The sequence below is a fragment of the Nocardioides sp. FY1077 genome (assembly GCF_058681775.1).
Window position 1 is genome coordinate 19,995 of sequence record NZ_JBZWDB010000002.1, and the last position, 26,207, is coordinate 46,201.

24 protein-coding genes are annotated in these 26,207 nt (G+C 73.0%); 19 read left to right on the plus strand and 5 right to left on the minus strand.

The features are described from left to right. Positions 1 to 21 precede the first annotated feature (21 nt). Positions 22 to 951: a L,D-transpeptidase family protein gene (locus tag AC4OR8_RS05005; protein ID WP_492164492.1), complete on the minus strand. Its 930-nt coding sequence runs from the start codon at positions 949 to 951 to the stop codon at positions 22 to 24. A 176-nt stretch (positions 952 to 1,127) separates the two neighbouring features. On the opposite strand from AC4OR8_RS05005, the gene AC4OR8_RS05010 reads away from it, so the two are divergent. From AC4OR8_RS05010 to AC4OR8_RS05085, 16 genes are all read left to right on the plus strand, one after another. Continuing rightward, complete coding sequence (locus AC4OR8_RS05010; protein ID WP_492164493.1) at positions 1,128 to 1,817, plus strand: demethylmenaquinone methyltransferase; 690 nt, start codon at positions 1,128 to 1,130, stop codon at positions 1,815 to 1,817. Positions 1,818 to 2,050: 233 nt separating this feature from the next. Further along, positions 2,051 to 2,410, plus strand: a complete 360-nt coding sequence (locus AC4OR8_RS05015; RefSeq protein ID WP_492164494.1) for an NADH-quinone oxidoreductase subunit A — start codon at positions 2,051 to 2,053, stop codon at positions 2,408 to 2,410. 142 nt (positions 2,411 to 2,552) lie between these two features. Further along, complete coding sequence (locus AC4OR8_RS05020; protein WP_492164495.1) at positions 2,553 to 3,107, plus strand: NuoB/complex I 20 kDa subunit family protein; 555 nt, start codon at positions 2,553 to 2,555, stop codon at positions 3,105 to 3,107. After that, complete coding sequence (locus tag AC4OR8_RS05025; protein WP_492164496.1) at positions 3,104 to 3,862, plus strand: NADH-quinone oxidoreductase subunit C; 759 nt, start codon at positions 3,104 to 3,106, stop codon at positions 3,860 to 3,862. Before AC4OR8_RS05020 ends, AC4OR8_RS05025 begins: the two co-directional genes overlap by 4 nt. A 22-nt stretch (positions 3,863 to 3,884) precedes the next feature. Continuing rightward, positions 3,885 to 5,225 (plus strand): NADH-quinone oxidoreductase subunit D, encoded by a 1,341-nt coding sequence (locus AC4OR8_RS05030; protein WP_492164497.1) that lies wholly within the window; start codon positions 3,885 to 3,887, stop codon positions 5,223 to 5,225. Next, on the plus strand, positions 5,222 to 6,016 hold the full coding sequence (gene nuoE / locus AC4OR8_RS05035) for an NADH-quinone oxidoreductase subunit NuoE (protein WP_492164498.1): 795 nt from the start codon (positions 5,222 to 5,224) through the stop codon (positions 6,014 to 6,016). Before AC4OR8_RS05030 ends, nuoE begins: the two co-directional genes overlap by 4 nt. A gap of 59 nt (positions 6,017 to 6,075) precedes the next feature. Further along, a complete protein-coding gene (gene nuoF, locus AC4OR8_RS05040; RefSeq protein ID WP_492165304.1) occupies positions 6,076 to 7,389 on the plus strand; it encodes an NADH-quinone oxidoreductase subunit NuoF in 1,314 nt (437 codons plus the stop codon). Then, a complete protein-coding gene (locus tag AC4OR8_RS05045; RefSeq protein ID WP_492164499.1) occupies positions 7,386 to 9,845 on the plus strand; it encodes an NADH-quinone oxidoreductase subunit G in 2,460 nt (819 codons plus the stop codon). The genes nuoF and AC4OR8_RS05045 overlap by 4 nt, the downstream gene beginning before the upstream one ends. Then, on the plus strand, positions 9,842 to 11,173 hold the full coding sequence (gene nuoH, locus AC4OR8_RS05050; RefSeq protein WP_492164500.1) for an NADH-quinone oxidoreductase subunit NuoH: 1,332 nt from the start codon (positions 9,842 to 9,844) through the stop codon (positions 11,171 to 11,173). Before AC4OR8_RS05045 ends, nuoH begins: the two co-directional genes overlap by 4 nt. Beyond that, entirely contained in the window at positions 11,173 to 11,841 is a 669-nt protein-coding gene (gene nuoI, locus AC4OR8_RS05055; RefSeq protein WP_492164501.1) for an NADH-quinone oxidoreductase subunit NuoI, read from the plus strand. Before nuoH ends, nuoI begins: the two co-directional genes overlap by 1 nt. Further along, positions 11,838 to 12,668 (plus strand): NADH-quinone oxidoreductase subunit J, encoded by an 831-nt coding sequence (locus AC4OR8_RS05060; protein ID WP_492164502.1) that lies wholly within the window; start codon positions 11,838 to 11,840, stop codon positions 12,666 to 12,668. Before nuoI ends, AC4OR8_RS05060 begins: the two co-directional genes overlap by 4 nt. Beyond that, positions 12,668 to 12,967, plus strand: a complete 300-nt coding sequence (gene nuoK, locus AC4OR8_RS05065) for an NADH-quinone oxidoreductase subunit NuoK (protein WP_492164503.1) — start codon at positions 12,668 to 12,670, stop codon at positions 12,965 to 12,967. The genes AC4OR8_RS05060 and nuoK overlap by 1 nt, the downstream gene beginning before the upstream one ends. Positions 12,968 to 12,990: 23 nt before the next feature. Beyond that, positions 12,991 to 14,922 (plus strand): NADH-quinone oxidoreductase subunit L, encoded by a 1,932-nt coding sequence (nuoL, locus tag AC4OR8_RS05070; RefSeq protein WP_492164504.1) that lies wholly within the window; start codon positions 12,991 to 12,993, stop codon positions 14,920 to 14,922. Further along, on the plus strand, positions 14,922 to 16,685 hold the full coding sequence (locus tag AC4OR8_RS05075) for an NADH-quinone oxidoreductase subunit M (RefSeq protein WP_492164505.1): 1,764 nt from the start codon (positions 14,922 to 14,924) through the stop codon (positions 16,683 to 16,685). Before nuoL ends, AC4OR8_RS05075 begins: the two co-directional genes overlap by 1 nt. Positions 16,686 to 16,688: 3 nt before the next feature. Then, complete coding sequence (gene nuoN / locus AC4OR8_RS05080; RefSeq protein ID WP_492164506.1) at positions 16,689 to 18,281, plus strand: NADH-quinone oxidoreductase subunit NuoN; 1,593 nt, start codon at positions 16,689 to 16,691, stop codon at positions 18,279 to 18,281. After that, positions 18,278 to 19,291 carry a polyprenyl synthetase family protein gene (locus tag AC4OR8_RS05085; protein WP_492164507.1) on the plus strand — a complete coding sequence of 338 codons (1,014 nt, stop codon included), beginning with the start codon at positions 18,278 to 18,280 and terminating at the stop codon, positions 19,289 to 19,291. The genes nuoN and AC4OR8_RS05085 overlap by 4 nt, the downstream gene beginning before the upstream one ends. Positions 19,292 to 19,313: 22 nt before the next feature. On the opposite strand, the gene AC4OR8_RS05090 is transcribed toward AC4OR8_RS05085, so the two are convergent. Then, entirely contained in the window at positions 19,314 to 19,811 is a 498-nt protein-coding gene (locus AC4OR8_RS05090; protein ID WP_492164508.1) for a MarR family winged helix-turn-helix transcriptional regulator, read from the minus strand. Positions 19,812 to 19,928: 117 nt separating this feature from the next. On the opposite strand from AC4OR8_RS05090, the gene AC4OR8_RS05095 reads away from it, so the two are divergent. Next, positions 19,929 to 20,891 (plus strand): NADP-dependent oxidoreductase, encoded by a 963-nt coding sequence (locus AC4OR8_RS05095; protein WP_492164509.1) that lies wholly within the window; start codon positions 19,929 to 19,931, stop codon positions 20,889 to 20,891. 39 nt (positions 20,892 to 20,930) lie between these two features. On the opposite strand, the gene rarD is transcribed toward AC4OR8_RS05095, so the two are convergent. Further along, the gene (gene rarD / locus AC4OR8_RS05100) at positions 20,931 to 21,839 is read right to left on the minus strand and encodes an EamA family transporter RarD (RefSeq protein WP_492164510.1); all 909 of its coding nucleotides are present in this window, start codon (positions 21,837 to 21,839) and stop codon (positions 20,931 to 20,933) included. A 101-nt stretch (positions 21,840 to 21,940) separates the two neighbouring features. Between rarD and AC4OR8_RS05105 the strand changes: the two genes are divergently transcribed. Beyond that, positions 21,941 to 22,375 (plus strand): hypothetical protein, encoded by a 435-nt coding sequence (locus AC4OR8_RS05105; protein ID WP_492164511.1) that lies wholly within the window; start codon positions 21,941 to 21,943, stop codon positions 22,373 to 22,375. A gap of 175 nt (positions 22,376 to 22,550) precedes the next feature. After that, a complete protein-coding gene (locus tag AC4OR8_RS05110; RefSeq protein ID WP_492164512.1) occupies positions 22,551 to 23,006 on the plus strand; it encodes a hypothetical protein in 456 nt (151 codons plus the stop codon). A 42-nt stretch (positions 23,007 to 23,048) separates the two neighbouring features. On the opposite strand, the gene AC4OR8_RS05115 is transcribed toward AC4OR8_RS05110, so the two are convergent. Both AC4OR8_RS05115 and AC4OR8_RS05120 read right to left on the minus strand, forming a co-directional pair. Next, a complete protein-coding gene (locus tag AC4OR8_RS05115; protein WP_492164513.1) occupies positions 23,049 to 24,152 on the minus strand; it encodes a 2-oxoacid:ferredoxin oxidoreductase subunit beta in 1,104 nt (367 codons plus the stop codon). Further along, positions 24,149 to 26,191 (minus strand): 2-oxoacid:acceptor oxidoreductase subunit alpha, encoded by a 2,043-nt coding sequence (locus tag AC4OR8_RS05120; protein WP_492164514.1) that lies wholly within the window; start codon positions 26,189 to 26,191, stop codon positions 24,149 to 24,151. The genes AC4OR8_RS05115 and AC4OR8_RS05120 overlap by 4 nt, the downstream gene beginning before the upstream one ends. Positions 26,192 to 26,207: the final 16 nt, after the last annotated feature.

Consider the following 26,207-nt stretch of genomic DNA (forward strand, 5'->3'; position numbering starts at 1 on the left):
GAGGGCAGCGCGCGACCCGGCTCAGGACCAGTACACGACGACGTCGTCGCCGACCTGCACCTGGGCGAAGAGCGCGGCGACGCCGGCCTCGTCACGGATGTTGACGCAGCCGTGGGAGGCGCCGGCGTACCCGACGGCGGCGAAGTCGGGCGAGTAGTGCACGGCCTGGCCGCCGGAGAAGAACATGGCGTAGGGCATCGGGGTGTCGTAGAGGCTCGACACGTGGTCGCGGTTCTTCAGGGTGACCTGGAACGCACCGTCGCGGGTCGGGGTGGCCGCGCCGCCGAAGCGGGCGTCGAGGGTGGTGAGCACCTCGCCGTCGACCACCCAGCGCAGCGTGCTCGACGACTTGTCGACGCACAGGACCCGGCCGGTGAGGCACCGCGGGTCGAGCGGCGCGGCCGGCTGCGTGGCGTCGGTCGACGGGTCGAGCCCGCTCAGCTCGGCGGCGCTGGGCTCGGTCGTCATCGCGAGCAGCCGGTCCTGCGTGCGCCCGTCGACCTCGCCGGTCACCGGGATCTCGCGCTTGGCCTGGAACCCGCTCACCGCGGCCTCGGTGACCTCGCCGTAGAAGCCGGTGACGCCCGCGTCGAACCAGTCGACCTGCGCGAGCCGTGCCTGCAGCTCGCGCACCGCGTCGCCCTCGTCGCCGGGGGTGAGCAGGGCGGGTCCGGGCACGAGCTCCGGGGCCGGCCGAGGTGCCGGTGCGGGGGCCGGCGTGGGCCGGACTGGCGGCGTGCGCCGGGCCACGGGCGAGGGCCGGGCCCCGGGGACGTCGGCCCGCGGGGCCTGCGCGGCCTGCGGGGCCGGGGTGGCCACCGCGCCGCTGCGGTCGGGCCGGTCTCGACCCAGCCCGACCGCGAGGGCGGAGGCCCCGAGGAGCACGGCGACCCCGAGCGCGAGGACGACGACCAGGGCGAGGCGGCGGGCGGGTGTCCGGGCGGGTGACATGGCGGGTCCTCCGGGAGGGGCCGGTGCGGCCGGCGGGTGGGGCCGACGGGTGCCGGTCACCTGGGAGACGCCCCAGCAGCCCGCTTGGTTGCACCGCCCGCGCATCCGGCCCCCGTTCACGGCCGGGCGCCGGAGCCGGATCGGCCGGGGGAGGGGCCACCGCCTAACCTCGGGGTGTGGCCCGTGCGCAGCTCGACAAGCAGCCCTCCGACGTCCGACGGATGTTCGACACCGTCGCCCGTCGCTACGACGTCACCAACGACGTGCTGTCGTTGGGCCAGGACCGCCGCTGGCGCCGTGACGTGATCGACGCCGTCGCGCCGGTCGCCGGCGAGCGGGTGCTCGACCTCGCGGCCGGCACCGGCACGTCGAGCGAGCCGTTCCACGACCGTGGCGCCACCGTCGTGCCGTGCGACTTCTCCCTCGGCATGCTGCGGGTCGGCAAGCAGGCCCGCCCCCACCTGCCCTTCACCGCCGGCGACGGCACCCGCCTGCCCTTCGGCGACGCCACCTTCGACGCGGTGACCATCTCCTTCGGCCTGCGCAACATCGTCGACCCGCTGGCCGGGCTGCGCGAGCTGCGTCGGGTCACCCGGCCCGGCGGGCGCCTGGTCGTCTGCGAGTTCAGCCACCCCACCTGGGTGCCGCTGCGCACGGTCTACCTCGAGTACCTGATGAAGGCGCTGCCGCCCGTGGCGCGCACGGTCTCGTCGGCCCCCGACGCCTACGTCTACCTCGCCGAGTCGATCCGCGCCTGGCCCGACCAGCAGGGGCTGGCCGACCTCGTCGCGGAGGCCGGCTGGGCCGGCGTCGAGTGGCGCAACCTGAGCGGCGGCATCGTCGCCCTGCACCGCGCCACCGCCTGACGCCGGTCCGTCGGCCCGGCAATTACGGCACGCCGTCGTGACGTAACTGCGCAGGTCAGCGCACTGTCGGGGCCCTGGTGTGGTCTGGGACACCCCGGGTCGCCACACCCGAAAGGGAGTGGCAGTATGTGTTCCGCGCCACTTAGTGATTCTCTTCACAAGGCCACAAGCGGGCCCGCGGAGCATCACCCGGACCGGCGCGGACGACCCCGACGGAGACGGAAGGCCCGGCCATGGAGCTCTACACCCCGGTGCTGGTGCTGGCCCTGCTGGCAGCAGGGTTCGCCGTGTTCTCCGTCGCGGTCAGCACGCTGACCGGGCCCAAGCGCTACAACCGCGCCAAGCTCGACTCCTACGAGTGCGGCATCGAGCCCACTCCGCAGCCCGTCGGCGGTGGCCGCTTCCCGGTGAAGTACTACATCACCGCGATGCTCTTCATCGTCTTCGACATCGAGATCATCTTCCTCTACCCCTGGGCCGTGCACTTCGACGCCATGGCGCTCTTCGGGCTGGTCGAGATGGTCATCTTCATCGCCACCGTGTTCGTCGCCTATGCCTACGTGTGGCGACGCGGCGGCCTCGAATGGGATTGAGCGCCGCCATGCGCGCACATCGCCAGCGTTGTCGTCGGTCGACGGCCGCTCCGCTGCGCTCCGCTGAAGGCCGCCTTCCCTCCTCCGCCTTGGCGCTGCGCGCGCCTGGCGACGCTCAACCGCTGCAGAGAGGACCGTCCTGATGGGTATCGAGGAGAAGCTGCCGAGCGGCGTCCTGCTGACGACCGTCGAGGGCGTCGCGGGCTACATGCGCAAGGCGTCGTTCTGGCCGGCCACCTTCGGCCTGGCCTGCTGCGCCATCGAGATGATGACCAGCGGCGGCCCCAAGTACGACCTCGCCCGCTTCGGCATGGAGGTCTTCCGCGCCAGCCCGCGCCAGGCCGACCTGATGATCGTGGCGGGCCGGGTGAGCCAGAAGATGGCGCCGGTGCTGCGCCAGATCTACGACCAGATGGCCGAGCCCAAGTGGGTGCTGGCCATGGGCGTGTGCGCCAGCAGCGGCGGCATGTTCAACAACTACGCGATCGTGCAGGGCGTCGACCACGTCGTGCCGGTCGACATGTACCTGCCCGGCTGCCCGCCGCGCCCCGAGATGCTCATCGACGCCATCCTCAAGCTCCACGACCAGGTGCAGGCCACCAAGCTCGGCGCCAACCGCAAGGCCCAGATCGTCGAGCTCGAGGCCGAGGCCCGCGCCGCGCTGCCGACCTCCGACATGCGGGGCCTGCTGCGATGAGCCCCGAGGAGCCCACGCAGGGCGGCGCCCGGGGCGCGGTCGAGCAGCCCGCCACCGACCAGAGCCCCGAGAACCTCCCCTCGCCCCCCGACGGTCCGGGCGTGCGCCGTGCCGGCGAGCGCCGGGGCATGTTCGGGGTCAAGGGCACCGGCGACACCAGCGGGTACGGCGGCCTGCGCGCGGCGACCACCTACCCCGCGCTGAGCGCGCGGCCCTACGGCGGCTGGTTCGACGAGGTCGCCGACGCCCTCGAGTCCGCGAGCGCCGCCGCCGGCCTCGCGCCCGCGGTCGAGGGCGTCGTCGTGCACCGCGGCGAGATCACCTTCCACGTGCGCCGCGACGACCTGCTCGCGCTGGCCCGGCTGCTGCGCGACGACCCGCGGCTGCGCTTCGAGCTGCTCTCCGGTGTCAGCGGGGTGCACTACCCCGCCGACAGCGGGCGCGAGATGCACGTCGTCCACCACCTGCTGTCGATGACCCACAACCGGCGCATCCGCCTCGAGGTGTCCGTGCCCGACACCGACGCCCGCCTGCCCTCGGTGGTGCCGGTCTACCCGACCGCCGACTGGCACGAGCGCGAGACCTACGACATGTTCGGCATCGTCTTCGAGGGCCACCCGTCGCTGACCCGCATCCTGATGCCCGACGACTGGCCGGGCCACCCGCAGCGCAAGGACTACCCGCTCGGCGGCATCCCGGTCGAGTACAAGGGCGGCTCCGTGCCGCCCCCCGACCAGCGCCGGTCCTACACCTGATGGCCCCCCGGGAGACGCAGCGATGACCACGCAGGACGACATGTACGCCGGCACCAGCGAGACCACCGAGGGGCGGGTCTTCACCGTCACCGGCCAGGACTGGGACCAGATCGCCGACGGCCTGGCCGAGGACGCCGAGGAGCGCGTCGTGGTCAACATGGGCCCGCAGCACCCCTCGACCCACGGCGTGCTGCGGCTCATCCTCGAGCTCGAGGGGGAGACGGTCACCGAGGCCCGCTGCGGCATCGGCTACCTGCACACCGGCATCGAGAAGAACATGGAGTACCGCTCCTGGGTGCAGGGCGTCACGTTCTGCACCCGGATGGACTACCTCAGCCCGTTCTTCAACGAGGCGACGTACGTGCTCGGCGTGGAGCGGCTGCTCGACATCGAGGACCAGGTGCCGGAGAAGGCCCGGGTCATGCGGGTGCTGCTCATGGAGCTCAACCGGATCTCCTCCCACCTGGTGGCCATCGCCACCGGCGGCATGGAGATCGGCGCGCTGACGGTGATGACCATCGGCTTCCGTGAGCGCGAGCTGGTGCTCGACCTGTTCGAGCTGATCACCGGCCTGCGGATGAACCACGCGTTCATCCGCCCCGGCGGGGTCGCCCAGGACCTTCCCGACGGCGCCCTCGACGACGTCGCGGCCTTCGTGGCCCTGATGAAGAAGCGGCTGCCCGAGTACGCCGCGCTGTGCAACGCCAACCCCATCTTCAAGGCCCGCCTCGAGGGCGTGGGCCACCTCGACCTCGAGGGCTGCCTGGCCCTGGGGCTCACCGGCCCCCCGCTGCGCGCCAGCGGCTACCCGTGGGACCTGCGCAAGACCCAGCCCTACAGCGGCTACGAGGACTACGACTTCGACGTGCAGACCTGGGACACCGCCGACGCCTACGGCCGCTTCCGGGTGCGCCTGGCCGAGATGTGGGAGTCGCTGCGCATCGTCGAGCAGGCCGCGGCCCGCCTCGCCGACCTCGAGGGCGCGCCGGTGATGGTCGGCGACAAGAAGATCGCCTGGCCCAGCCAGCTGGCGATCGGCTCCGACGGCATGGGCAACAGCCTCGAGCACATCCGCCACATCATGGGTGAGTCGATGGAGGCGCTGATCCACCACTTCAAGCTGGTCACCGAGGGCTTCCGGGTGCCGGCCGGCCAGGCGTACGTGCCGGTCGAGTCGCCCCGCGGCGAGCTCGGCGCCCACGTGGTCTCCGACGGCGGCACCCGCCCGTTCCGCGCGCACTTCCGCGACCCGTCGTTCACGAACCTGCAGGCCACCAGCGTGATGAGCGAGGGCGGCATGGTCGCCGACGTGATCGTCGCGATCGCCAGCATCGACCCCGTCATGGGAGGCGTCGACCGATGAGCATCACCCAGGAGACCTACGACGAGCTCACCGCGATCGCGGCGCGCTACCCCGAGGCCCGCTCGGGGCTGCTGCCGATGCTGCACCTCGTGCAGTCGGCCCAGGGGCGGGTCACCCCGGAGGGGATCCAGACCTGCGCCGACATCCTCGGCCTCTCCGCCGCCGAGGTCAGCGGGGTCGCCACCTTCTACACGATGTACAAGCGCAAGCCGGTCGGCGACTACCACGTCGGGGTCTGCACCAACACGCTGTGCGCGGTGCTCGGCGGCGACGAGATCCTGGCCCGACTGCAGGACCACCTCGGCGTCGGCAACGACGAGACCACCGCCGACGGCACGATCAGCCTCGAGCACGTCGAGTGCAACGCGGCCTGCGACTACGCCCCGGTGATGATGGTCAACTGGGAGTTCATGGACGACATGACGCCCACCTCGGCCGTCGACCTGGTCGAGGACCTGCGGGCGGGCCGCGAGGTCCGCTCCACCCGCGGCGCCCGCATCTGCACCTGGCGCGAGGCCGAGCGGGTGCTCGCCGGCTTCCCCGACGGCCGCGCCGACGAGGGCCCCTCCGCGGGGCCGTCGTCGCTGGCGGGGCTCACGATCGCCCGCGAGCGCGGCTGGGGCGCCCCGGCGTCCGCCACGGCGCAGGCCGACCACCAGGACGTGCCGGAGGAGCGCGGCGAGGAGCTCGCCGCGGCACGGACCTCCGACGACCACCAGGCCGAGCAGGCCGTGGTGGAGGAGAAGAGCGGCACCAGCGAGACCGCCGCGGAGAAGGGAGAGGCCCAGTGAACGCCTCAGTGAACAGCCCCGTGGCCACCACGGCACCCGAGCCGGGCGGCAGCCCGGCGATCGACACGCTGACGCCCGTGCTGACCGACAACTGGGACGCCGAGCGCAGCTGGACCCTGGCCTCCTACGAGCGCCAGGACGGCTACCAGGCGCTGCGCCGCGCGCTGACGATGACCCCCGACGACGTGATCACCGCGGTCAAGGACTCCGGGCTGCGCGGCCGTGGCGGCGCGGGCTTCCCCACCGGCATGAAGTGGGGCTTCATCCCCCAGGACAACCCCAAGCCCAAGTACCTCGTGGTCAACGCCGACGAGTCGGAGCCGGGCACCTGCAAGGACGTCCCGCTGATGATGGCCAGCCCCCACACCCTCGTGGAGGGCGTGATCATCAGCTCCTTCGCCATCCGCGCCCACACCGCGTTCATCTACATCCGCGGCGAGGTGCTCCACGTCGTGCGCCGGGTGCAGGCCGCGGTCGCCGAGGCGTACGCCGCAGGCCACCTCGGCAAGGACATCCACGGCTCGGGCTTCGACCTCGACGTGGTGGTGCACGCCGGGGCCGGTGCCTACATCTGCGGGGAGGAGACCGCGCTGCTCGAGGGGCTCGAGGGCCGCCGGGGCCAGCCGCGGCTGCGCCCGCCGTTCCCCGCGGTCGCCGGGCTCTACGCCAGCCCCACGGTGATCAACAACGTGGAGTCGATCGCCTCGGTGCCGAGCATCGTGCGCCACGGCGCCGACTGGTTCTCCTCGATGGGCACCGAGAAGTCGAAGGGCTTCGGCATCTTCTCGCTCTCGGGCCACGTCACCCGGCCCGGGCAGTACGAGGCGCCGCTCGGCATCACCCTGCGCGAGCTCGTCGACCTCGCCGGCGGCATCCGCGAGGGCCACCGGCTGAAGTTCTGGACGCCCGGCGGGTCGTCCACGCCGCTGCTCACCGACGAGCACCTCGACCTCCCGCTGGACTTCGAGGGGATGGCCGCGGCCGGCACCATGCTCGGCACCCGCGCCATCCAGCTCTTCGACGAGACCACGTGCGTGGTGCGCGCGGTGCTGCGCTGGACGGAGTTCTACAAGCACGAGTCGTGCGGCAAGTGCACGCCGTGCCGCGAGGGCACCTGGTGGCTGGTGCAGACCCTTGCCGCGCTGGAGCGCGGCCAGGGCACCGAGGCCGACCTCGACCTGCTGCTCGACCAGTGCGACAACATCCTGGGCCGCTCGTTCTGCGCCCTCGGCGACGGCGCCACGAGCCCGGTGTCGAGCTCGATCAAGCACTTCCGCGAGGAGTACCTCGACCACCTGCGCCACGGCGGGTGCCCGTTCGACGCGGCCGCCTCCACCGTGTGGGCCCGCGAGAGCGTCGGGGCCGGACGATGACGACCACCCCCTCGACGTCGCAGGCACCGGCCGTCGTCACGCCGCCCGACCTCGTCACCGTCACCATCGACGGCATCCAGGCGAGCGTGCCGCGCGACACCCTGGTCATCCGTGCCGCCGAGCAGGTCGGCGTGCAGATCCCCCGCTTCTGCGACCACCCGCTGCTGGCCCCGGTGGGGGCGTGCCGCCAGTGCCTCGTCGAGGTGCCGGACGCCGGCAACGGCCGCGGGTTCCCGAAGCCGCAGGCCTCCTGCACCCTGCCCGTGGCCGACGGCATGGTGGTCAGCACGCAGCTGACCAGCGAGGTCGCCGACAAGGCCCAGCAGGGCGTGATGGAGTTCCTGCTGGTCAACCACCCCCTCGACTGCCCGGTGTGCGACAAGGGCGGGGAGTGCCCCCTGCAGAACCAGGCGATGAGCAACGGCCGTGGCGAGTCGCGCTTCACCGGCTCCGGCTCGGGCGGGGTCAAGCGCACCTTCCCCAAGCCGATCAACCTCTCCCCGCAGGTGCTGCTCGACCGGGAGCGCTGCATCGTGTGCCAGCGGTGCACCCGCTTCGCCGAGGAGATCCCCGGCGACCCGTTCATCGCGCTGGTCGAGCGCGGCGCCCAGCAGCAGATCGGCATCGCCGAGGGTGCGCCGTTCCTGTCGTACTTCTCCGGCAACACCATCCAGATCTGCCCGGTCGGCGCGCTCACCTCGCAGTCCTACCGGTTCCGCTCGCGCCCCTTCGACCTGGTCTCCACGCCGTCGGTCGCCGAGCACGACGCGTGCGGCTCGGCGGTGCGCGTCGACCACCGTCGCGGCAAGGTCGTGCGCCGCCTGGCCGGCAACGACCCCGAGGTCAACGAGGAGTGGATCACCGACAAGGACCGCTTCGCCTTCACCTACGCCACGCAGCCCGACCGGCTCGCCTACCCGCAGGTCCGCGACACCGACGGCTCGCTGCGCCCGGCGTCGTGGCCCGAGGCCTTCGCGGTGGCCGCCCGGGGGCTGGCCGCCGCAGGACGGGCGGCGGTGCTCACCGGCGGTCGGCTGACCGCCGAGGACGCCTACGCCTACGCCAAGCTCGCCCGCGTGGGCTTGCGCACCAACGACGTCGACTTCCGCGCCCGGCCGCACTCCGCCGAGGAGGCGTCGTTCCTGGCCGCCCACGTCGCGCTCACCGGCCCCGACGACGGCGCGGTGACCTACGCCGACCTGGAGGCCGCCTCGTCGGTCGTGCTGGTCGGGTTCGAGCCCGAGGAGGAGGCCGGCGCGGTGTTCCTGCGGCTGCGCAAGGCCACCCGCCGCGGGCTGCGCGTGGTGGCGCTGGCGCCGTTCACCACCCGCGGCCTGGCCAAGCTCGACGCCACCGTGCTGCGCACCCGACCCGGTGACGAGCCGGAGGCGCTGCGCTCGCTGCTGGGCCACGCCGACCACGGCGTCGACGCGCGCGCGGTCGTGCTGCTCGGCGAGCGCCTGGCCGGCGTGCCCGGGGCGCTCAGCGCCGCCGTCGAGCTGGCCGCGAAGACCGGTGCCCGGCTGGCCTGGGTGCCGCGCCGCGCCGGCGACCGCGGCGCGGTGGAGGCCGGCTGCCTGCCGGGCCTGCTGCCCGGCGGCCGACCCGTCGCCGACGCCGCCGCCCGCGTCGACCTCGCCGCCACCTGGGGCGTGCCGTCCCTGCCCGAGGCACCGGGCCGCGACGCCGACGCGATCGTGGCCGCCGTGCTCGCCGGTGAGGTGGGCGGCCTGCTCGTGGGCGGCGTCGACCCCGACGACACCACCGACCCCGCCGCCACCCGCCGTGCGCTCGAGGCGGCGTCGTTCGTGGTGTCGCTGGAGCTGCGCGAGAGCGACGTGACCCGCGTGGCCGACGTCGTGCTGCCGGTGGCCCCGGTGACCGACAAGGCCGGCACCTTCGTCACCTGGGAGGGGCGCACGCGTCCCTTCGAGGCCGTGCTGGCCACCGCCGGCTCGCTGCCCGACCTCCGGGTCCTCGCCGGCATCGGCGAGGAGCTCGCCGCCCTCGGCCACGGCGTCCCGCTGGGCTTCCGCACGGTGGCCGAGGTGCGCGCCGAGATGGCCGAGGTCGGCCCCTGGGACGGCGCGCGCGCCCCGTTCGAGGCCGTCGCCGCGCCGGCGTCCCCGGCTGCCCGGGCCGGTCGGCAGGCCGCTCCCGGCATGCTGCTGGCCACCTGGAAGCAGCTGCTCGACCTCGGCTCGATGCAGCACGGCGACGAGCACCTCGCCGCGACGGCGCGCGCCGCGGTGGCGCTGGTGCCCCGCGCGGTGGTCGAGGCCCTCGGGCCGGTGGTCACCGTCACCGGTGACCGCGGTGCGGTGACGCTGCCGGCCCAGGTCGCCGACCTGCCCGACGACGTGGTGTGGGTGCCGACGCGCTCCACCGGCCGCGGCGTGCTGGCCGACCTCGCCTCCCCGGGCAGCCGGGTCACCGTGACAGGAGCAGCCCAGTGAGTCCCGACGACCTCTCCGCCTTCGGGCAGGACCCGTGGTGGCTGGTGCTCGGCAAGGCCGTCGCCATCTTCGTGGTGCTGGTGCTGCTGACCCTGTTCAACATCTGGTGGGAGCGGCGGGTCGTGGCCCGCATGCAGCACCGCATCGGCCCCAACCGCAACGGCCCGTTCGGCCTGCTGCAGTCGCTGGCCGACGGCGTGAAGCTGGCGCTGAAGGAGGACCTGATCCCCAAGGCCGCCGACAAGGTGGTCTTCGTGATCGCGCCCGTGCTGGCGGTGATCCCGGCGTTCGTCACGTTCTCGGTGATCCCGTTCGGCCCCGTGGTCGGCCTGCCCTTCACCGACCGCACCACCCCGCTGCAGCTCACCGACATGCCCGTGGCCGTGCTGTTCGTGATGGCGATCGCCTCGGTCGGCATCTACGGCATCGTGCTCGGCGGCTGGTCGAGCGGCTCGACGTACTCGCTGCTCGGCGGGCTGCGCTCCAGCGCCCAGATGATCTCCTACGAGGTCGCGATGGGCCTGGCGCTGGTCGCGGTGTTCCTCTACGCCGGCTCCATGTCGACCTCGCAGATCGTCGCGGCCCAGGAGGACGTCTGGTTCGGGCTGATCCTGCTGCCGTCGTTCGTCATCTACGTCATCGCGATGGTGGGGGAGACCAACCGCGCGCCGTTCGACCTCCCCGAGGCCGAGGGCGAGCTGGTCGGCGGCTTCCACACCGAGTACTCCTCGCTGAAGTTCGCGCTGTTCTTCCTCGCCGAGTACATCAACATGGCCACTGTCTCGGCCGTGGCCACCACGCTGTTCCTCGGCGGCTGGCGTGCGCCGTTCGGCCTGGAGCGGGTCTGGGACGGCGCCAACGAGGGCTACGTGCCGCTGGTGTGGTTCTTCGCCAAGATGCTGGTCTTCATCTTCTTCTTCATCTGGCTGCGCGGCTCGCTGCCGCGGCTGCGCTACGACCAGTTCATGGCGTTCGGCTGGAAGGTGCTCATCCCGATCGCGCTGATCTGGACGGTGGCGGTCGCCACCATGCGCCTGGCCCGCAACGAGAACTGGTTCGCCGAGCTGCGCGACCCCGTCAGCCTCGCGATCGCCGTCGGCATCGCCGTGCTGCTCGTCGCCGCGCTCTTCTTCATCACCGGCTCCCCGGAGCCCGAGCCGACCGTCAGCCACACCGAGGCCCGGCCCGGCGGCTTCCCCGTGCCGCCGATGCCGACCGGCGGCGCCCGCCGCGGTGCCGCTGCCCCCCTCACGTTCGAGACCGGGACGTCGACCCCGCCGACCCCGGCCCCCGCCACGGTCCCCGCAGGTGCGGGGGAGGAGAACTGATGCCGCCGTCCAGTCCCACCCAGGGCCCCGCCGACGACCCGACCCGCGGTCCCACCGGCCCGGAGGGCAGGCCCACCCTGAAGGAGCAGTTCTGGGACCCCGTCGCCGGCTTCGGCGTCACGTTCCGCACGATGTTCCGCAAGGTGGTCACCGAGCAGTACCCCGAGGACAAGCAGCCCACCGCGCCCCGCTTCCACGGTCGCCACCAGCTCAACCGCTGGCCCGACGGCCTGGAGAAGTGCATCGGTTGCGAGCTGTGCGCCTGGGCCTGCCCCGCCGACGCGATCTACGTGGAGGGCGCCTCCAACACCGACGCCCCCGTGGACGGGGAGGACTCCGGGCGGTTCAGCCCCGGCGAGCGCTACGGCCGCGTCTACCAGATCAACTACCTGCGCTGCATCCTGTGCGGGCTGTGCATCGAGGCGTGCCCCACCCGGGCGCTGACGATGACCAACGAGTACGAGCTGGCCGACGACAACCGCGCCGACCTGATCTACGAGAAGTCCGACCTGCTGGCCCCGCTGCTGCCCGGCATGGAGCAGCCGCCCCACCCGATGCGCCTCGGCGACGACGAGGGCGCCTACTACCGCGGCGCCACCGGCGCGCCCGCCCCCACCGCGGCACCCACCGGCGGGTCCACCGCGGCTCCCGCAGGGGAGCACGCATGATCGCCTTCTGGGCCCTGGCCCCGGTGATGGTGCTGGCCGCGCTCGGCATCCTGTTCGTGCGCAAGGCCGTGCACGCCGCCCTGCTGCTCGCGGTGGTGATGGTCAGCCTGGCCGTGCTCTACGCCGCCCTCGACGCGCCGTTCCTGTTCGCGGTGCAGATCATCGTCTACACCGGCGCGATCCTGATGCTGTTCCTCTTCGTGCTGATGCTGGTGGGCGTCGACGCCTCCGACTCCGTCGTCGAGACCATCCGCGGGCAGCGGGTGCTCGCCGTGGCCGGCGGGCTGCTGCTCGGGGCCCTGCTGGTCACCGGCATCGGCCAGCTGACCCTCGGCACCGTCGTGGGCCTCGACGAGGCCAACTCCGGCGGCAACATCGAGAACCTCGCCAACATCCTGTTCAGCCGCTACGTGTTCGCCTTTGAGACCACCAGCGCGCTGCTGATCACCGCCGCCGTCGGCGCGATGGTGCTGGCCCACCGCGAGCGGCTGACGCCCAAGGCCACCCAGGCCGCGCGGGCCGACCAGCGGGTGCGCGACTTCACCGACAAGGGCACCCACCTCGGGCCGCTGCCCTCTCCCGGGGTCTACGCCCGCCACAACGCCGTGGACACCCCGGCGCTGCTGCCCGACGGCACCCCGGCGCCCGACTCGGTGTCGCGGGTGCTGGCCAGCCGCGGCACGATCCGCTCCGCTCCCGCGCTCGCCGACGACATCGAGCAGGTCCGCCGCTCGGTCGAGGGCCCGCCCGGAGGCGCCTCCGGTGTCGGCCCCGCCCCCAGCGGCCACGACACCGAGCAGCGCGCGCACGAGGAGGACGGACGCTGATGGAGACCATGCCCTACGTCGTGCTCTCCGCGATCCTGTTCACCATCGGCACGATCGGGGTGCTCACGCGCCGCAACGCCATCGTGGTGTTCATGTGCGTCGAGCTGATGCTCAACGCCGGCAACCTGGCGCTGGTCGCCTTCGCCCGCCAGCACGGCAACCTCGACGGGCAGGTCGCGGCGTTCTTCGTCATGGTCGTCGCCGCGGCCGAGGTCGTCGTCGGGCTGGCCATCATCATGACCATCTTCCGCACCCGTCGCTCGGCCTCGGTCGACGACGCGAGCCTGCTGAAGTACTGAGAACAGGACCGGTGACTTCGCCGATGTACCTCATGTCCGAGGGTGGCCACAGCATCCCCGTGGTCGCCCCCCTCGAGGCCGACGGTGCCCTCTCGTTGGTGTGGCTGGTGATCGCGCTGCCGCTGGCCGGCGCCGCGATCCTGCTCCTGGGCGGGCGCGCCACCGACCGGTGGGGCCACCTGCTCGGTACGGCCACCGCGCTGGGCTCGTTCGTCACCAGCGTGGTGCTGTTCCTCCAGCTCCTCGGTCGCGGGGAGGAGGAGCGCCAGGTCGGCCTGCGGCTGTGGGAGTGGATGGAGGTCGGCGGGTTCTCCGTCGGCATGGACCTGCTCTACGACCCGCTGTCGGCGCTGTTCCTGCTGCTGATCACCGGTGTCGGCACCCTCATCCACGTCTACTCCATCTCCTACATGGAGCACGACCCCCGCCGGCGCCGCTTCTTCGCCTACCTCAACCTCTTCGTCGCCGCGATGCTCGTGCTGGTGCTGGCCGAGAACTACGTCGTGCTGTTCCTCGGCTGGGAGGGCGTCGGCCTGGCCTCCTACCTGCTGATCGGGTTCTGGCAGCACAAGCCGTCGGCGGCGGCCGCGGCCAAGAAGGCGTTCGTGATCAACCGCGTCGGCGACATCGGGCTCAGCCTCGCCATCGCCCTGATGTTCGTCACCTTCGGCACCGCCTCGTTCACCGGCGTGAGCGAGCTGGCCTCGGGTGCCAGCGAGGCCACGCTGACCACCCTCGGCGTGCTGCTGCTCCTCGGGGCCTGCGGCAAGTCGGCGCAGGTGCCGCTGCAGGCCTGGCTGCTCGACGCGATGGAGGGCCCCACCCCGGTCTCGGCGCTCATCCACGCCGCCACCATGGTCACCGCCGGGGTCTACCTGGTGGTGCGCTCCAACTTCGTCTTCGAGCTCGCCCCCCACGCCCGCACCGCGGTGGTCGTCGTGGCCACCGTGACGCTGCTGTGGGGCGCGGTCATCGGGTGCGCCCGCGACGACATCAAGAAGGTGCTGGCCGGCTCCACGATGAGCCAGATCGGCTACATGATGCTCGCCGCCGGCCTGGGCGTGTACGGCTACGCGTTCGCGATCTTCCACCTGATCACCCACGGCTTCTTCAAGGCCAACATGTTCCTCGGCGCCGGCTCGGTGATGCACGGCATGGACGACGACGTCGACATGCGCCGCTACGGCGCGCTGCGCGCGGCGATGCCGGTCACCTTCCTCACCTTCGCGATGGGCTACCTCGCGATCATCGGGTTCCCGCTGTTCTCCGGCTTCTGGTCCAAGGACAAGATCATCGAGACCGCGCTCGTCGAGAGCCCGGTCGCCGGGGTGTGTGCGCTCATCGGGGCCGGGGTCACCGGCTTCTACATGACCCGGCTGATGCTGATGACGTTCTTCGGCGAGAAGCGCTGGAAGGACGGCGTCCACCCGCACGAGTCGCCGTCGCTGATGACCGGCCCGCTGGTCGTCCTCGCGGCGCTCTCGGTGCTGGGCGGCCTGCTCTACCTCGGGCACTGGATCGTCGACTGGCTCTCGCCTGTGGTCGGCGAGGCCCCCGAGCACGAGCCGCCGGTGCCGGCGATCTTCATCACCCTGCTCGTCCTCGCCGTCGTGGCGGCCGGCGTGGCCACGGCGTTCCTGGTCGTCGGGCGCCGCCCGGTGCCGGCCACCGCGCCGCGCGACGTCTCGTTCGCGACCCGCGCCGCCCGCGCCGACCTGTACGGCGACGCCGTCAACGACCGCCTCGTCGTGCGGCCCGGCACCCGCCTGGTCGGCGGCCTGCTCGCCTTCGACCGTCGCGGTGCGGACGGGTTGTTCAGCGGGGGAGGCCGGTTCGTCGGCGCGGTCGGCGGCCAGCTGCGCCGCGTGCAGAACGGCTTCGTGCGCTCCTACGCCCTGTCGGTGCTCGCCGGCGTCCTGATCGTCGTGCTCGCCCTCCTGGTGGTGAACCTGTGATGACCGACCTCCCCTGGCTGACAGTCCTGGTGCTGGTGCCGCTCGTTGGCGCCGTCGCCCTGGCCCTCCTGCCGCTCGCCGCGACCCGGGCCAAGCAGCTCGGCCTCGCGGTCGCGCTGCTGACCCTCGGCCTCGCCGTGGCGGTGGCGGTGCAGTTCGACGTCGACGGCGGCATGCAGCTCACCGAGACCCACGACTGGATCTCCGCCTTCGGCGTGCACTACGCGCTCGGCGTCGACGGCCTGGGCCTGCTGCTGATCCTGCTCACCGCGGTGCTGGTGCCGGTCGTGCTGCTCGCGGCCTGGCCCGACGCCGACGCCACCGGGTCCGCCGACGGGCCCACCCACGAGCACGACGACGACCCCGAGGCCCACGGCCGCGGCAGCGCCCGGGCGTTCGTGGCCTGGACGCTGGCGCTGGAGAGCCTGTCGCTGGCGGTCTTCGCCGCCACCGACGTGTTCCTCTTCTACGTCGTCTTCGAGGCCACCCTCATCCCGGCCTACTTCCTGGTCGGCGGCTTCGGCCGCGACGGCCGCAGCGCCGCCGCGTTGAAGTTCCTGATGTTCCAGCTCGCCGGCGGCCTCGTGCTGCTCGGCTCGGTCATCGGGCTCTACGTCGTCTCCGCGCAGCAGGGCACCCCGTCGTACCTGCTCTCCGACCTCGAGCAGCTCGACATCGGCACCGAGGCCGGCCGCTGGCTGTTCCTCGGCTTCTTCATCGCGTTCGCGGTCAAGGCGCCGCTGTTCCCGCTGCACACCTGGCTGGCCGACACCACCGAGAAGGCGACCCCGGCGACCAGCGTGCTGCTGGTCTGCGTGCTCGACAAGATCGGCACCTTCGGCATGCTGCGCTTCTGCCTCGGGCTGTTCCCCGAGGCCTCGCGCTGGGCGACCCCCGTGGTGGTCGCCCTGGCGCTCGTCTCGATCGTCTACGGCGCGCTCATCGCGATCGGCCAGGACGACCTGCTGCGCCTGATCGGGCTGACCTCGCTGAGCCACTTCGGCTTCATCACCCTCGGCATCTTCGTGCTGAACACCCAGGGCGGCTCGGGCGCGGTGCTCTACATGGTCAACCACGGCCTCGGCACCGCCGCGCTGTTCCTGGCCGCCGGGTTCGTGATCCGGCGACGGGGCACCGCCCTGATCAGCCAGATGGGCGGGGTCGAGAAGGTCACCCCGGCGCTGGCCGGCCTGTTCCTGGTCGCCGGCCTGGCCACCCTGGGCCTGCCCGGCCTGAGCACCTTCGTCTCGGAGTTCCTGGTGATCATCGGTGCCTTCCAGTACCGGTGGTGGGTCGGTGCGATCGCCGTCACCGGCATCGTCCTGGCCGCCATCTACGTGCTGTGGGCCTACCAGCGGGCGATGACCGGGCCCACCGTGCCGGCGCTGCCCGGCGGCGAGCACCCGGTGGAGCACGACGCCGACCACGACCCCGCCGACCACACCGGCCACGACGGCCACGACACGGGCCACCCGGTGCACCGCACCGGCGGCGCCACGGCGGTCACCACCGCCACCCGCCCCACCCGGGCCACGGGCACGACGGGCACGACCCGGCGCGACCTGTCGTTGCGCGAGGGCGTGGTGCTGGCCCCGCTGGTGGCGGGGCTGGTGCTGTTCGGCTTCTACCCCGCGCCCCTGCTCGAGACCGCCAACCCGTACGTCGGGTCGCTGCTCGAGCGGGTCGGGGTCGACGACGACGCCCCCACCGTCACCTCCCCGGCGTCCGAGACCGCCGAGACCTCCTCCGAGGAAGGCCGCTAGCCCATGGACTCCGTCGACTTCGTCAAGCCCAGCCTCGACTACGCGACCATCTGGCCGATCCTCCTGGTCCTCGGCGTGGCCGCCCTCGGGGTGGTGGTCGAGGCGTTCCTGCCGCGCGGGCGCCGCTTCCTCGCCCAGACCGTGCTGGCCCTGGCCGGCCTGGTCGGTGCCCTGGTCGGCACGGTGCTGGTCGGCCTCGACCTCACCGAGGTCGGCGGGGGCGCCGCCCGCGGTGCGATCACCGCGGGCGGCACGCTCGTGGTGGACGGCCCGGCGGTCTTCCTGTGGGGGCTCATCCTGGTCTTCGCCATCGGCGGGGTGCTCCTGTTCGCCGAGAGGCGCCTCGAGGGCGGCGTCTCGGCCTTCGCCGGGCAGGCCGCGGCGCTGCCCGGCACCGAGGCGGAGCGGCAGGCCCAGGGCCTCGACCACACCGAGGTCTACCCGCTGATGATGTTCGCCGTCGCGGGCATGCTGATCTTCCCGACCGCGGGCGACCTGCTGACGATGTTCGTGGCGCTCGAGGTGCTCTCGCTGCCGCTCTACCTGCTCTGCGGCCTGGCCCGTCGCCGGCGCCTGCTCAGCCAGGAGGCGGCGCTCAAGTACTTCCTGCTGGGTGCCTTCTCCTCGGGCATCTTCCTGTACGGCGTCGCGCTGACCTACGGTTTCGCGGGCTCGATGGACCTGACCGCGATCGACCTCGCCGTGCGCTCCGACACCGGCAACGACACGCTGCTGGCCCTCGGCATGGGCCTGCTCGCGGTGGGCCTGCTGTTCAAGGTGGGTGCGGTGCCGTTCCAGTCGTGGACCCCCGACGTCTACCAGGGCGCACCGACCCCGGTGACCGCCTTCATGGCGGCCGGCACGAAGATCGCGGCGTTCGGCGCCATCCTGCGGCTGTTCTACGTCGCCTTCGGCTCCGACCGCTGGACCTGGCAGCCGATGCTGTGGGTCGTGGCGATCCTGACCATGGTGGTCGGCGCCGTGCTGGCGATCTCGCAGACCGACGTCAAGCGGATGCTCGCCTACTCCTCCATCGCCCACACCGGCTTCCTGCTGACCGGGGTGCTCGGCGTGCAGAGCAGCGCCGACCTCGCCGACGGCGAGGTGACCTCGATGCAGGCGATCCTCTTCTACCTCACCGCCTACGGCTTCTCGATGGTCGCGGCGTTCGCGATCGTGACGCTGGTGCGCGACTCCTCCGGCGAGGCCACCGCCTTCGACCGGTGGGCCGGGCTGGGACGGCGCTCGCCGTGGGTGGCCGGGGCGTTCGCGTTCCTGCTGCTGTCGATGGCCGGCATCCCGCTGACCGGCGGCTTCGTCGGCAAGTGGGCGGTCTTCACCGTCGCCTTCTCGGCCGGGGCGTGGCCGGTGGTGCTGGTGGCGATCTTCTCCAGCGTCGTGGCGATCTACTTCTACGTGCGCCACATCCGGCTGATGTTCTTCACGATGCCCACCGACGCCTCCGCGTCGGTGGTGACCCCGTCGCTGCTCACCTCCGCCACGATCGCCGTCGGTGTGCTCGCCACCGTCCTGCTGGGCGTGGTGCCCGGCCCGGTGCTCGACCTCGCCGGCCATGCAGGACAATTCATCAGGTGACGTCTCCTCCTGCTCCGGCCGGCCTGGCGCTCCCGGTGACCGACGCCGCCCTGGCCGCTCGCCTGCGGGACCGGATGGCGGCGGTGGAGGGCCTGCTGGTCGGCCACGTCGAGGGCCGCACGGCGTACGTCTCGCAGGCCGCGCGCCACCTGCTCGACGCCGGCGGCAAGCGCATCCGCCCGCTGCTGGTCCTGCTGGCCGCCGAGGCCGGGCCCCGCCCCGACGCCGACGAGGTGCTGACCGCTGCCTGCGTCGTGGAGATCACCCACCTCGGCTCGCTCTACCACGACGACGTGATGGACGAGGCTGCGCTGCGCCGCGGTGCGGTGTCGGCCAACGCCCGCTACGACAACCTGGTCGCCATCCTCACCGGCGACTTCCTGTTCGCCCGCTCCTCCGAGCTGACCGCCACGCTGGGTGCCGACGCCGTGCGGATCCAGGCCGAGACGTTCACCCGCCTCGTCGAGGGCCAGATCATGGAGACCGTCGAGCCCGGCCCCGACGAGGACCCGCTGGGCCACTACCTCGACGTGGTCGCCGGCAAGACCGGCTCGCTGATCGCCACCTCCGCGCGCTACGGCGCCCGCTTCAGCGGCGCCCCCACCGACGTCGAGCTGGCCCTGGAGGCGTACGGCGAGATCGTCGGCTGCGCCTTCCAGCTCGCCGACGACATCCTCGACGTGGCCTCCGACTCCCAGGAGTCGGGCAAGACCCCCGGCACCGACCTGCGCGAGGGCGTGCCGACGCTGCCGGTGCTGCTGGCCCGTGCGTCGGTCGATCCCGCCGACGCCCGGCTGCTCGAGCTGCTCGACGCCGACCTCGCCCACGACGACGTCCTGCACGCCGAGGCGCTCGCACTGCTGCGCGCCCACCCGGCCATGGACGAGGCCCGCGCCTACGTGCTGGCCCAGGCCACCGAGGCCAAGGCGCTGCTCGGGGTGCTGCCCGCCGGGCCGGTCCGCGAGGCGCTGGAGGCCTTCGCCGACCTCGTCGCCGTCCGCACCGCCTGACGCACCTGACCAGGGGCCCGGGTCAGCGGCGTCGCCGCGCGCCTGCCGACCGCGGGGGCGCGGCGCGCATGTGCTCGCGCACCGGCGCCAGGAGGTCGCCCAGCGCCCGGGTGTCGTGGTGCGACAACGGGGCGAGCAGCTGCTGACGCACGACCTCGACGTGACCGGGGAGCACCTGCGCGAGCCGTGAGCGCCCGGCGTCGGTGATGGTGACGGTCACGCTGCGCTCGTCCTCGACCGACGGCGCGCGCACGACCAGGCCGGCCTTCTCCAGCAGGCCTGCCTGGTACGTCAGGCCGCTGCGGCTGTAGACCACGCCGTCGGCCAGGTCGGTCATCCGTCCGCTGCCGGTCGGTGAGTCCAGGCCGAGCCGCGCCAGGACCTGGAACTGCACGTAGCTCAGGTCGCCGTCGTCGCGCAGCTGCTGCTCGACCGCGTGGCGCAGCAGCCCCGCCACCTCCATCAGGGAGAAGTAGGTGCCGAGCTGGACGGGGTCGAGGGAGGGGGCGGGGTCGGTCACGGCGGCAGCCTACCAACTGCTTCAGGTTCGAAGTGCTTGCTTTGAAGTCGAAGCATGTGTACCGTCCGTCGTGTGCTTCGAACTCGAAGCACTTGACCCCCGACGAGAGGCTCCACCATGAAGGTCATCCGCTTCCACCAGTACGGCGACGCCGGCGTCCTGCGCCACGAGGACGTCGAGGTCCCCGTCCCCGGCCCCGGCCAGGTGCGCGTCCGCGTCGCCGGCACCACGTTCAACGGCGTCGACGCCAACATCCGCGCCGGCCTGATGCAGGGGCCGATGCCCCTGACGCTGCCGCACGTGCCCGGCCTGGACGTCGCGGGCACGGTCGACGCGATCGGCGACGCGGCGGGTGAGGAGACCACGGGCCTGCGGCTCGGCGACCGGGTCGTCGGCTTCCTGCCCTTCGGTGCCGACGGCGCCTCCGCCGAGCTGGTCGTCGCGCCGGCCGACGCCCTGGCCCCGGCCCCGACCTCCATCCCGCTGGCCGACGCCGCGGCCCTGCCGGTGGTCGGCCTGACCGCGTGGCAGGCCCTGTTCGACCACGCCGGCCTCCGGTCCGGTCAGCGCATCCTGGTCAACGGCGCGAGCGGGGCGGTGGGGAGCTACGCCGTGCAGCTGGCGAAGGCCGCCGGAGCCCACGTCGTGGCCACCGGCAGCGCCCGCAGCAGCGCGCACCTCCTGGCCCGCGGTGCCGACGAGGTGGTCGACCACACCACCACCGACGTGGCCACCGCGGTGACCGAGCCGGTCGACGTCCTGCTCAACCTCGCCCCGGTCACCCCCGAGCAGCTCGAGGCGCTGACGGCCCGGGTCGGCGACGGTGGGGTCGTGGTGAGCACCACCGTGTGGATGCCCACCCCGGGGGACGAGGGGCGCGGTGTGCGCGGCGTCGACCTCTACGTGCGCAGCGACGCGGCGCAGCTCGCCGAGCTCACGGCGCGCGTCGACCGCGGCGAGCTCGTCGTCGACGTCGCCGAGCGGGTGGCGCTGGCCGACCTCGCCTCCGTGCACGCCCGCGCGGCCGCCGGGACGCTCGGCGGCAAGGTCGTCGTGGTCCCCGACGGCGGCCCGCGCTGACGCCCTCGCCCGGCGGCCTCGCGGGCGGGTCCACCGGGCCTACTGGGCCGTCGAGGCCGCCACCGTGAGCCGCACCTGGCGGTGGTGGTGGGTGGCCTCGACGGTGAACAGCGCGAGCGCCACCCACACGATCGCGAAGCCGACCCACCGTCCGGTCGACATGTCCTCGCCGAACCACAGCACGCCGAGGGCGAACTGCAGCACCGGCGCGAGGTACTGCAGCAGCCCGAGGGTCACCATCGGCACCCGCGTGGCCGCGGCACCGAAGCACAGCAGCGGCACGGCGGTGGCGACCCCGGTGGTGGTGAACAGCAGCGCGTGGCCCAGGCCGTGCTGGCCGAACTGCGCGGCACCGGTGGCGCCGAGCCAGCCGAGGTAGGCCACGGCGAACGGCGTGATCAGCGCCGTCTCCACGGCCAGGCTCTCCACCGCGCCGACGTCGGCGGTCTTCTTGGCCAGGCCGTAGGTGCCGAAGGAGAACGCCAGCACCAGCGCGACGTACGGCGGGCGCCCGTAGTCCCAGGTCAGCACGGCCACCGCGGTGGCGGCCACGCCCATGGCGACCCACTGCAGCCGGCGCAACCGTTCACCGAGCAGCAGCACGCCCATCAGCACGGTGACCAGCGGGTTGATGAAGTAGCCCAGCGAGGTCTCCACGACGCGGCCGTTGGTGACGCCGTAGATGTAGGTCGCCCAGTTGCAGGTGATGGTGGCCGAGGCCAGGACCAGCAGCAGCAGGGTGCGGCGGTCGGCGAGCAGCGTGCGCACCCCGCCTGCGCGGCGCAGCACCACCACGACGACGGCCATCGTCAGCGCCGACCAGAGGACGCGGTGGGCGAGGATCTCCAGCGCCCCGGCCGGCTCGAGCAACGGGAAGTACAGGGGGAAGGCGCCCCACATGAGGTAGGCCGCTGCCCCCAGGGACACGCCCCGTCGCGAGTCCGACACCTGCGCAGCATAGGTCGCCGGGCGAGCCGGGTTTGCGCCCGGTGCGCCGGGGCAGGGTGTCGGTCGTCCCCACCCCCCACGACCCACCAGGAGCCCCCTCCATGCGGATCACCCGCCTCGTCGCCGGACTCGTCGCGCTGCTGCTCGCCGCAGCCATGTCCGTCGTCGTCACCTCCTCCGCCTCCACGGCCGCGCCCGCGCGCGCCAAGGAGGCCCGCACCATCACGATCAACATCGAGGAGGTGAGGACCAACCGGTTCGTCATCCGCGGTGCCATCAAGCCGGGCTCCGGTCCCATCAAGTACGTCGTCGAGCGCAAGCTGTGCAGCCAGCGGGCAGGGCAGGCGGAGCGACCGTGCAAGGGGAGCTGGAAGCGCTACACCAGGGACAAGTCCAAGGCCAACGGCCGCTACAACGAGAAGGTCGGCCTCCCGCCGCGCGGCAGCAACTACGCGTGGTACCGGGTCAAGACCCTGGCCTCGCCCAAGTACAAGCGCGCGGCGTCGGGCGCGGTGGCCATCTACGTCATCCGCTGACGCGTCGGCGACCCGACCCGAGCAGGGCCCCCACCGCGGTGCGGTGGGGGCCCTGCCGCGTCCGGGACACGCCCCGCCGCGAAAGCCGCGCCTCCGCAGCACCGAGCGGAATCCTGGGATGCTCGCTGGAGCACCACCCCTTCCCCGTACGCCTCGCACCACCCAGGAGCACCCCATGCGCCACCCCCGCCTCACCGCCGGGCCCACGGCCGGCCTGGTCGCCGGCCTGGTCGCCGGACTCGTCGCCCTGCTGCTCGCCGCCGCCCTGCTGCCGTTCGTGAGCGCCTCGGCCTCGGCCTCGGCACCGGAGCAGCGCGCCAAGCAGGAGCGCCGCATCGTCATGGAGCGCGACGCCGTCGGCCAGAAGTTCTACGTGCAGGGCCGCATCTCGCCCGGTGACGGCCGCATCCGCTACCAGATCCTGCGCAAGGTCTGCGGCGCCGACCGCAACTGCGACAAGCCCTACCGCACCTGGGACACCCGCAAGACCTACGAGGCCGGCCGCTACCGCGACCGCATCTACGGCCCGCGGGGCGACGCCCGGCGCGTCTACTACAAGATCGCCACCCGGGCCACGCCGAAGTACAAGCGCTCCGTGGCGCGCAACTCGTTCTACATCTACTACCTCTGATCCAGGCCGTCGGGCGCTGGTCAGCGCACGATCAGAGCACGGTCAGAGCACCGTCCAGCTGTCGCCGCCCCCGAGCAGGGCCGCCAGCCGCTCGTCGGGATCGCCGGGCGCGGCGTCGCGGGCGCTGGCCAGCTGAGCACGGCTCTGGTCGTCGTACGTCGGCCGCTCGACCTGGCGGAAGACGCCGATCGCCGAGCGGTCGGGGTGCCCGGCCCGGGTCAGCCGCGAGATCGCGAACGCCGTCGACGGGTCGTCGGCGTGGGCGTCGTGCACCAGCAGGTCGGCGTCGTCGACGTCGGTGACCGTCACGACCTCGACCCCGCCGGAGGCCGCGCGCACCAGCCCGCGCCTGCCGCGGCCGTCGTCGCCGGGCGCACCGAACCGCACCTGCTCGCCGTGCACCAGCGGGACGACCGCCTCGACCCGGTTGTCGCGGTCGGTGACGTCGTCGAACGCGCCGTCGTTGAAGATCGGGCAGTTCTGGTAGATCTCCACCAGCGACGTGCCCCGGTGGGCCGCGGCGGCGGCCAGCACGCCGGTGAGGTGACGCCGGTCGGAGTCGACGGTGCGCGCCACGAACGTCGCCTCCGCGCCCAGCGCCAGCGACACCGGGTTGAACGGGTGGTCCAGGGAGCCCATCGGGGTCGACTTGGTGATCTTGCCGGCCTCGGAGGTCGGCGAGTACTGGCCCTTGGTCAGGCCGTAGATGCGGTTGTTGAACAGCAGGATCGTCATGTTCACGTTGCGCCGCAGCGCGTGGACGAGGTGGTTGCCGCCGATCGACAGCGCGTCGCCGTCGCCGGTGACCACCCACACCGACAGGTCCGCGCGCGCGGTGGCGATGCCGGTCGCGATGGTGGGGGCGCGCCCGTGGATCGAGTGCATCCCGTAGGTGTCCAGGTAGTAGGGGAAGCGGCTCGAGCAGCCGATGCCGGAGACGAACACGATGTTCTCCCGGCGCAGCCCGAGGTCGGGCAGGAAGGACTGGACCGTCTTCAGCACGGCGTAGTCGCCGCACCCGGGACACCAGCGCACCTCCTGGTCGGAGGCGAAGTCCTTCCCGCTCTGGGTCTCGCCCTCGCCCAGGGCGGGCACGGCCTCGGTGCCGTGGCGGCGACCGGGCGACGGCAGGTCGGTGGTGCTCATGCGGGGTCCTCCCCGTCGTGGGGCGCGGTCTGGGCCACGGTGGTCGGGTCGACGGTGGTCAGGTCGACGGTGGTCGGATCGACAGGTGTCAGGTCGACAGGGGTGCCCTCCACCTCGCCGACGAGCACGGCGACGGCCTCCGCGAGCTCGGCGGCCCGCAGCGGTCGTCCCCGCACCTGCTGGTAGCCCACGGCGTCGACGAGGTAGCGCGCCCGCAGCAGCAGGGCGAGCTGGCCGAGGTTCATCTCCGGCACCAGCACCCGGTCGTAGCCCCGCAGCACCGCGCCGAGGTCGTGGGGGAACGGGTTGAGGTGGCGCAGGTGCACCTGGGCGACGTCGTGCCCGGCCCGGCGCACCCGGCGTACGCCGGCGCCGATCGCGCCGTAGGTGGAGCCCCAGCCGACCACCAGCACCCGGGCCCGTCCCGACGGGTCGTCGACCTCGAGGGGCGGCAGCGCGTCGGCGACGGCGTCGACCTTGGCCTGGCGGGTGCGCACCATCAGGTCGTGGTTGTCCGGGTCGTAGGAGATGTCGCCGTGCCCGTCGCCCTTCTCCAGCCCGCCGACGCGGTGCTCGAGCCCGGGGGTGCCCGGCACCGCCCAGGGCCGGGCCAGCGTCCCGGGGTCGCGCAGGTAGGGCCAGAAGTCGCGCCGCGGCTCCGCGCCGTCGGCGACGGCCACGTCGTGGTTGGGCGCGGTCGCGAAGCCGGGGTCGATCACCGGCAGGTCCGCGACGTCGGGCACCCGCCACGGCTCGGAGCCGTTGGCGAGGTAGCCGTCGGAGAGCAGCAGCACCGGTGTGCGGTGGGTGACCGCGATGCGGGCGGCCTCGAGTGCGGCGTCGAAGCAGTCGGCGGGGGAGCGGGGCGCCACCACCGGCACCGGTGACTCGCCGTTGCGCCCGAACATGGCCTGCAGCAGGTCGGCCTGCTCGGTCTTGGTCGGCAGCCCGGTGGAGGGCCCGCCGCGCTGCACGTCGACCACCAGCAGCGGCAGCTCGGTCATCACCGCCAGGCCGATGGCCTCCGACTTCAGCGCCAGCCCCGGCCCCGAGGTGGTGGTGACGCCGAGCTGGCCGACGAACGACGCACCGATGGCCGCACCCACCCCGGCGATCTCGTCCTCAGCCTGGAAGGTGGTGACCCCGAACGCCTTGTGCTTGCTCAGCTCGTGCAGCACGTCGGAGGCCGGGGTGATCGGGTAGGACCCCAGGAACACCGGCAGCCCGCTGCGCACCCCCGCAGCGACCAGGCCGTAGGCGAGGGCGAGGTTGCCGGTGATGGTGCGGTAGGTGCCCGGCGCGACCGGTGCCGGCGCCACCTCGTAGCGCACCGCGAACGTCTCGCTGGTCTCGCCGAACGCCCAGCCGGCCGCGAACGCCGCCAGGTTGGCGTCGCGCACGGCCGGCGTCCGCGCGAAGCGCCGGGCGAGGAACGCCTCGGTGGAGCCGGTCGGGCGGCCGTAGAGCCACGACACCAGCCCGAGGGCGAACATGTTCTTGGCCCGGGCGGCGTCCTTGCGCGACAGCCCGTGCTCGGCCACCGCGGCCACCGTCATCGCGGTGAGGTCGAGGGCGTGCACGGCGTAGCCGGCCAGGGGTGAGGCGGCCGAGCCGACGTCGGCGAGCGGGTCGGCGGCGTAGCCCGCCTTCGCGAGGTGGCGGCGGTTGAAGTCGTGGGTGTCGACCACGACCGTCGCCCCGCGGGGCAGGTCGGGCAGGTTGGCCCGCAGCGCGGCGGGGTTCATCGCCACCAGCACGTCGGGGGCGTCGCCCGGGGTGAGGATGTCGTGGTCGGCGAAGTGCACCTGGAACGACGAGACGCCCGGCAGGGTGCCCTGGGGGGCCCTGATCTCGGCGGGGAAGTCGGGCAGCGTCACCAGGTCGTTGCCGAAGGCCGCCGACTCCTGGGTGAAGCGGTCGCCGGTGAGCTGCATGCCGTCGCCGGAGTCGCCGGCGAAGCGGATCACCACCCGGTCGAGGCGCCGCACCTCGCGCTCGGGCCGGTCCGGTACGGGCTGCTGCGCGGGCTGGTCGGGCACCTGGGCCACTCCTCGA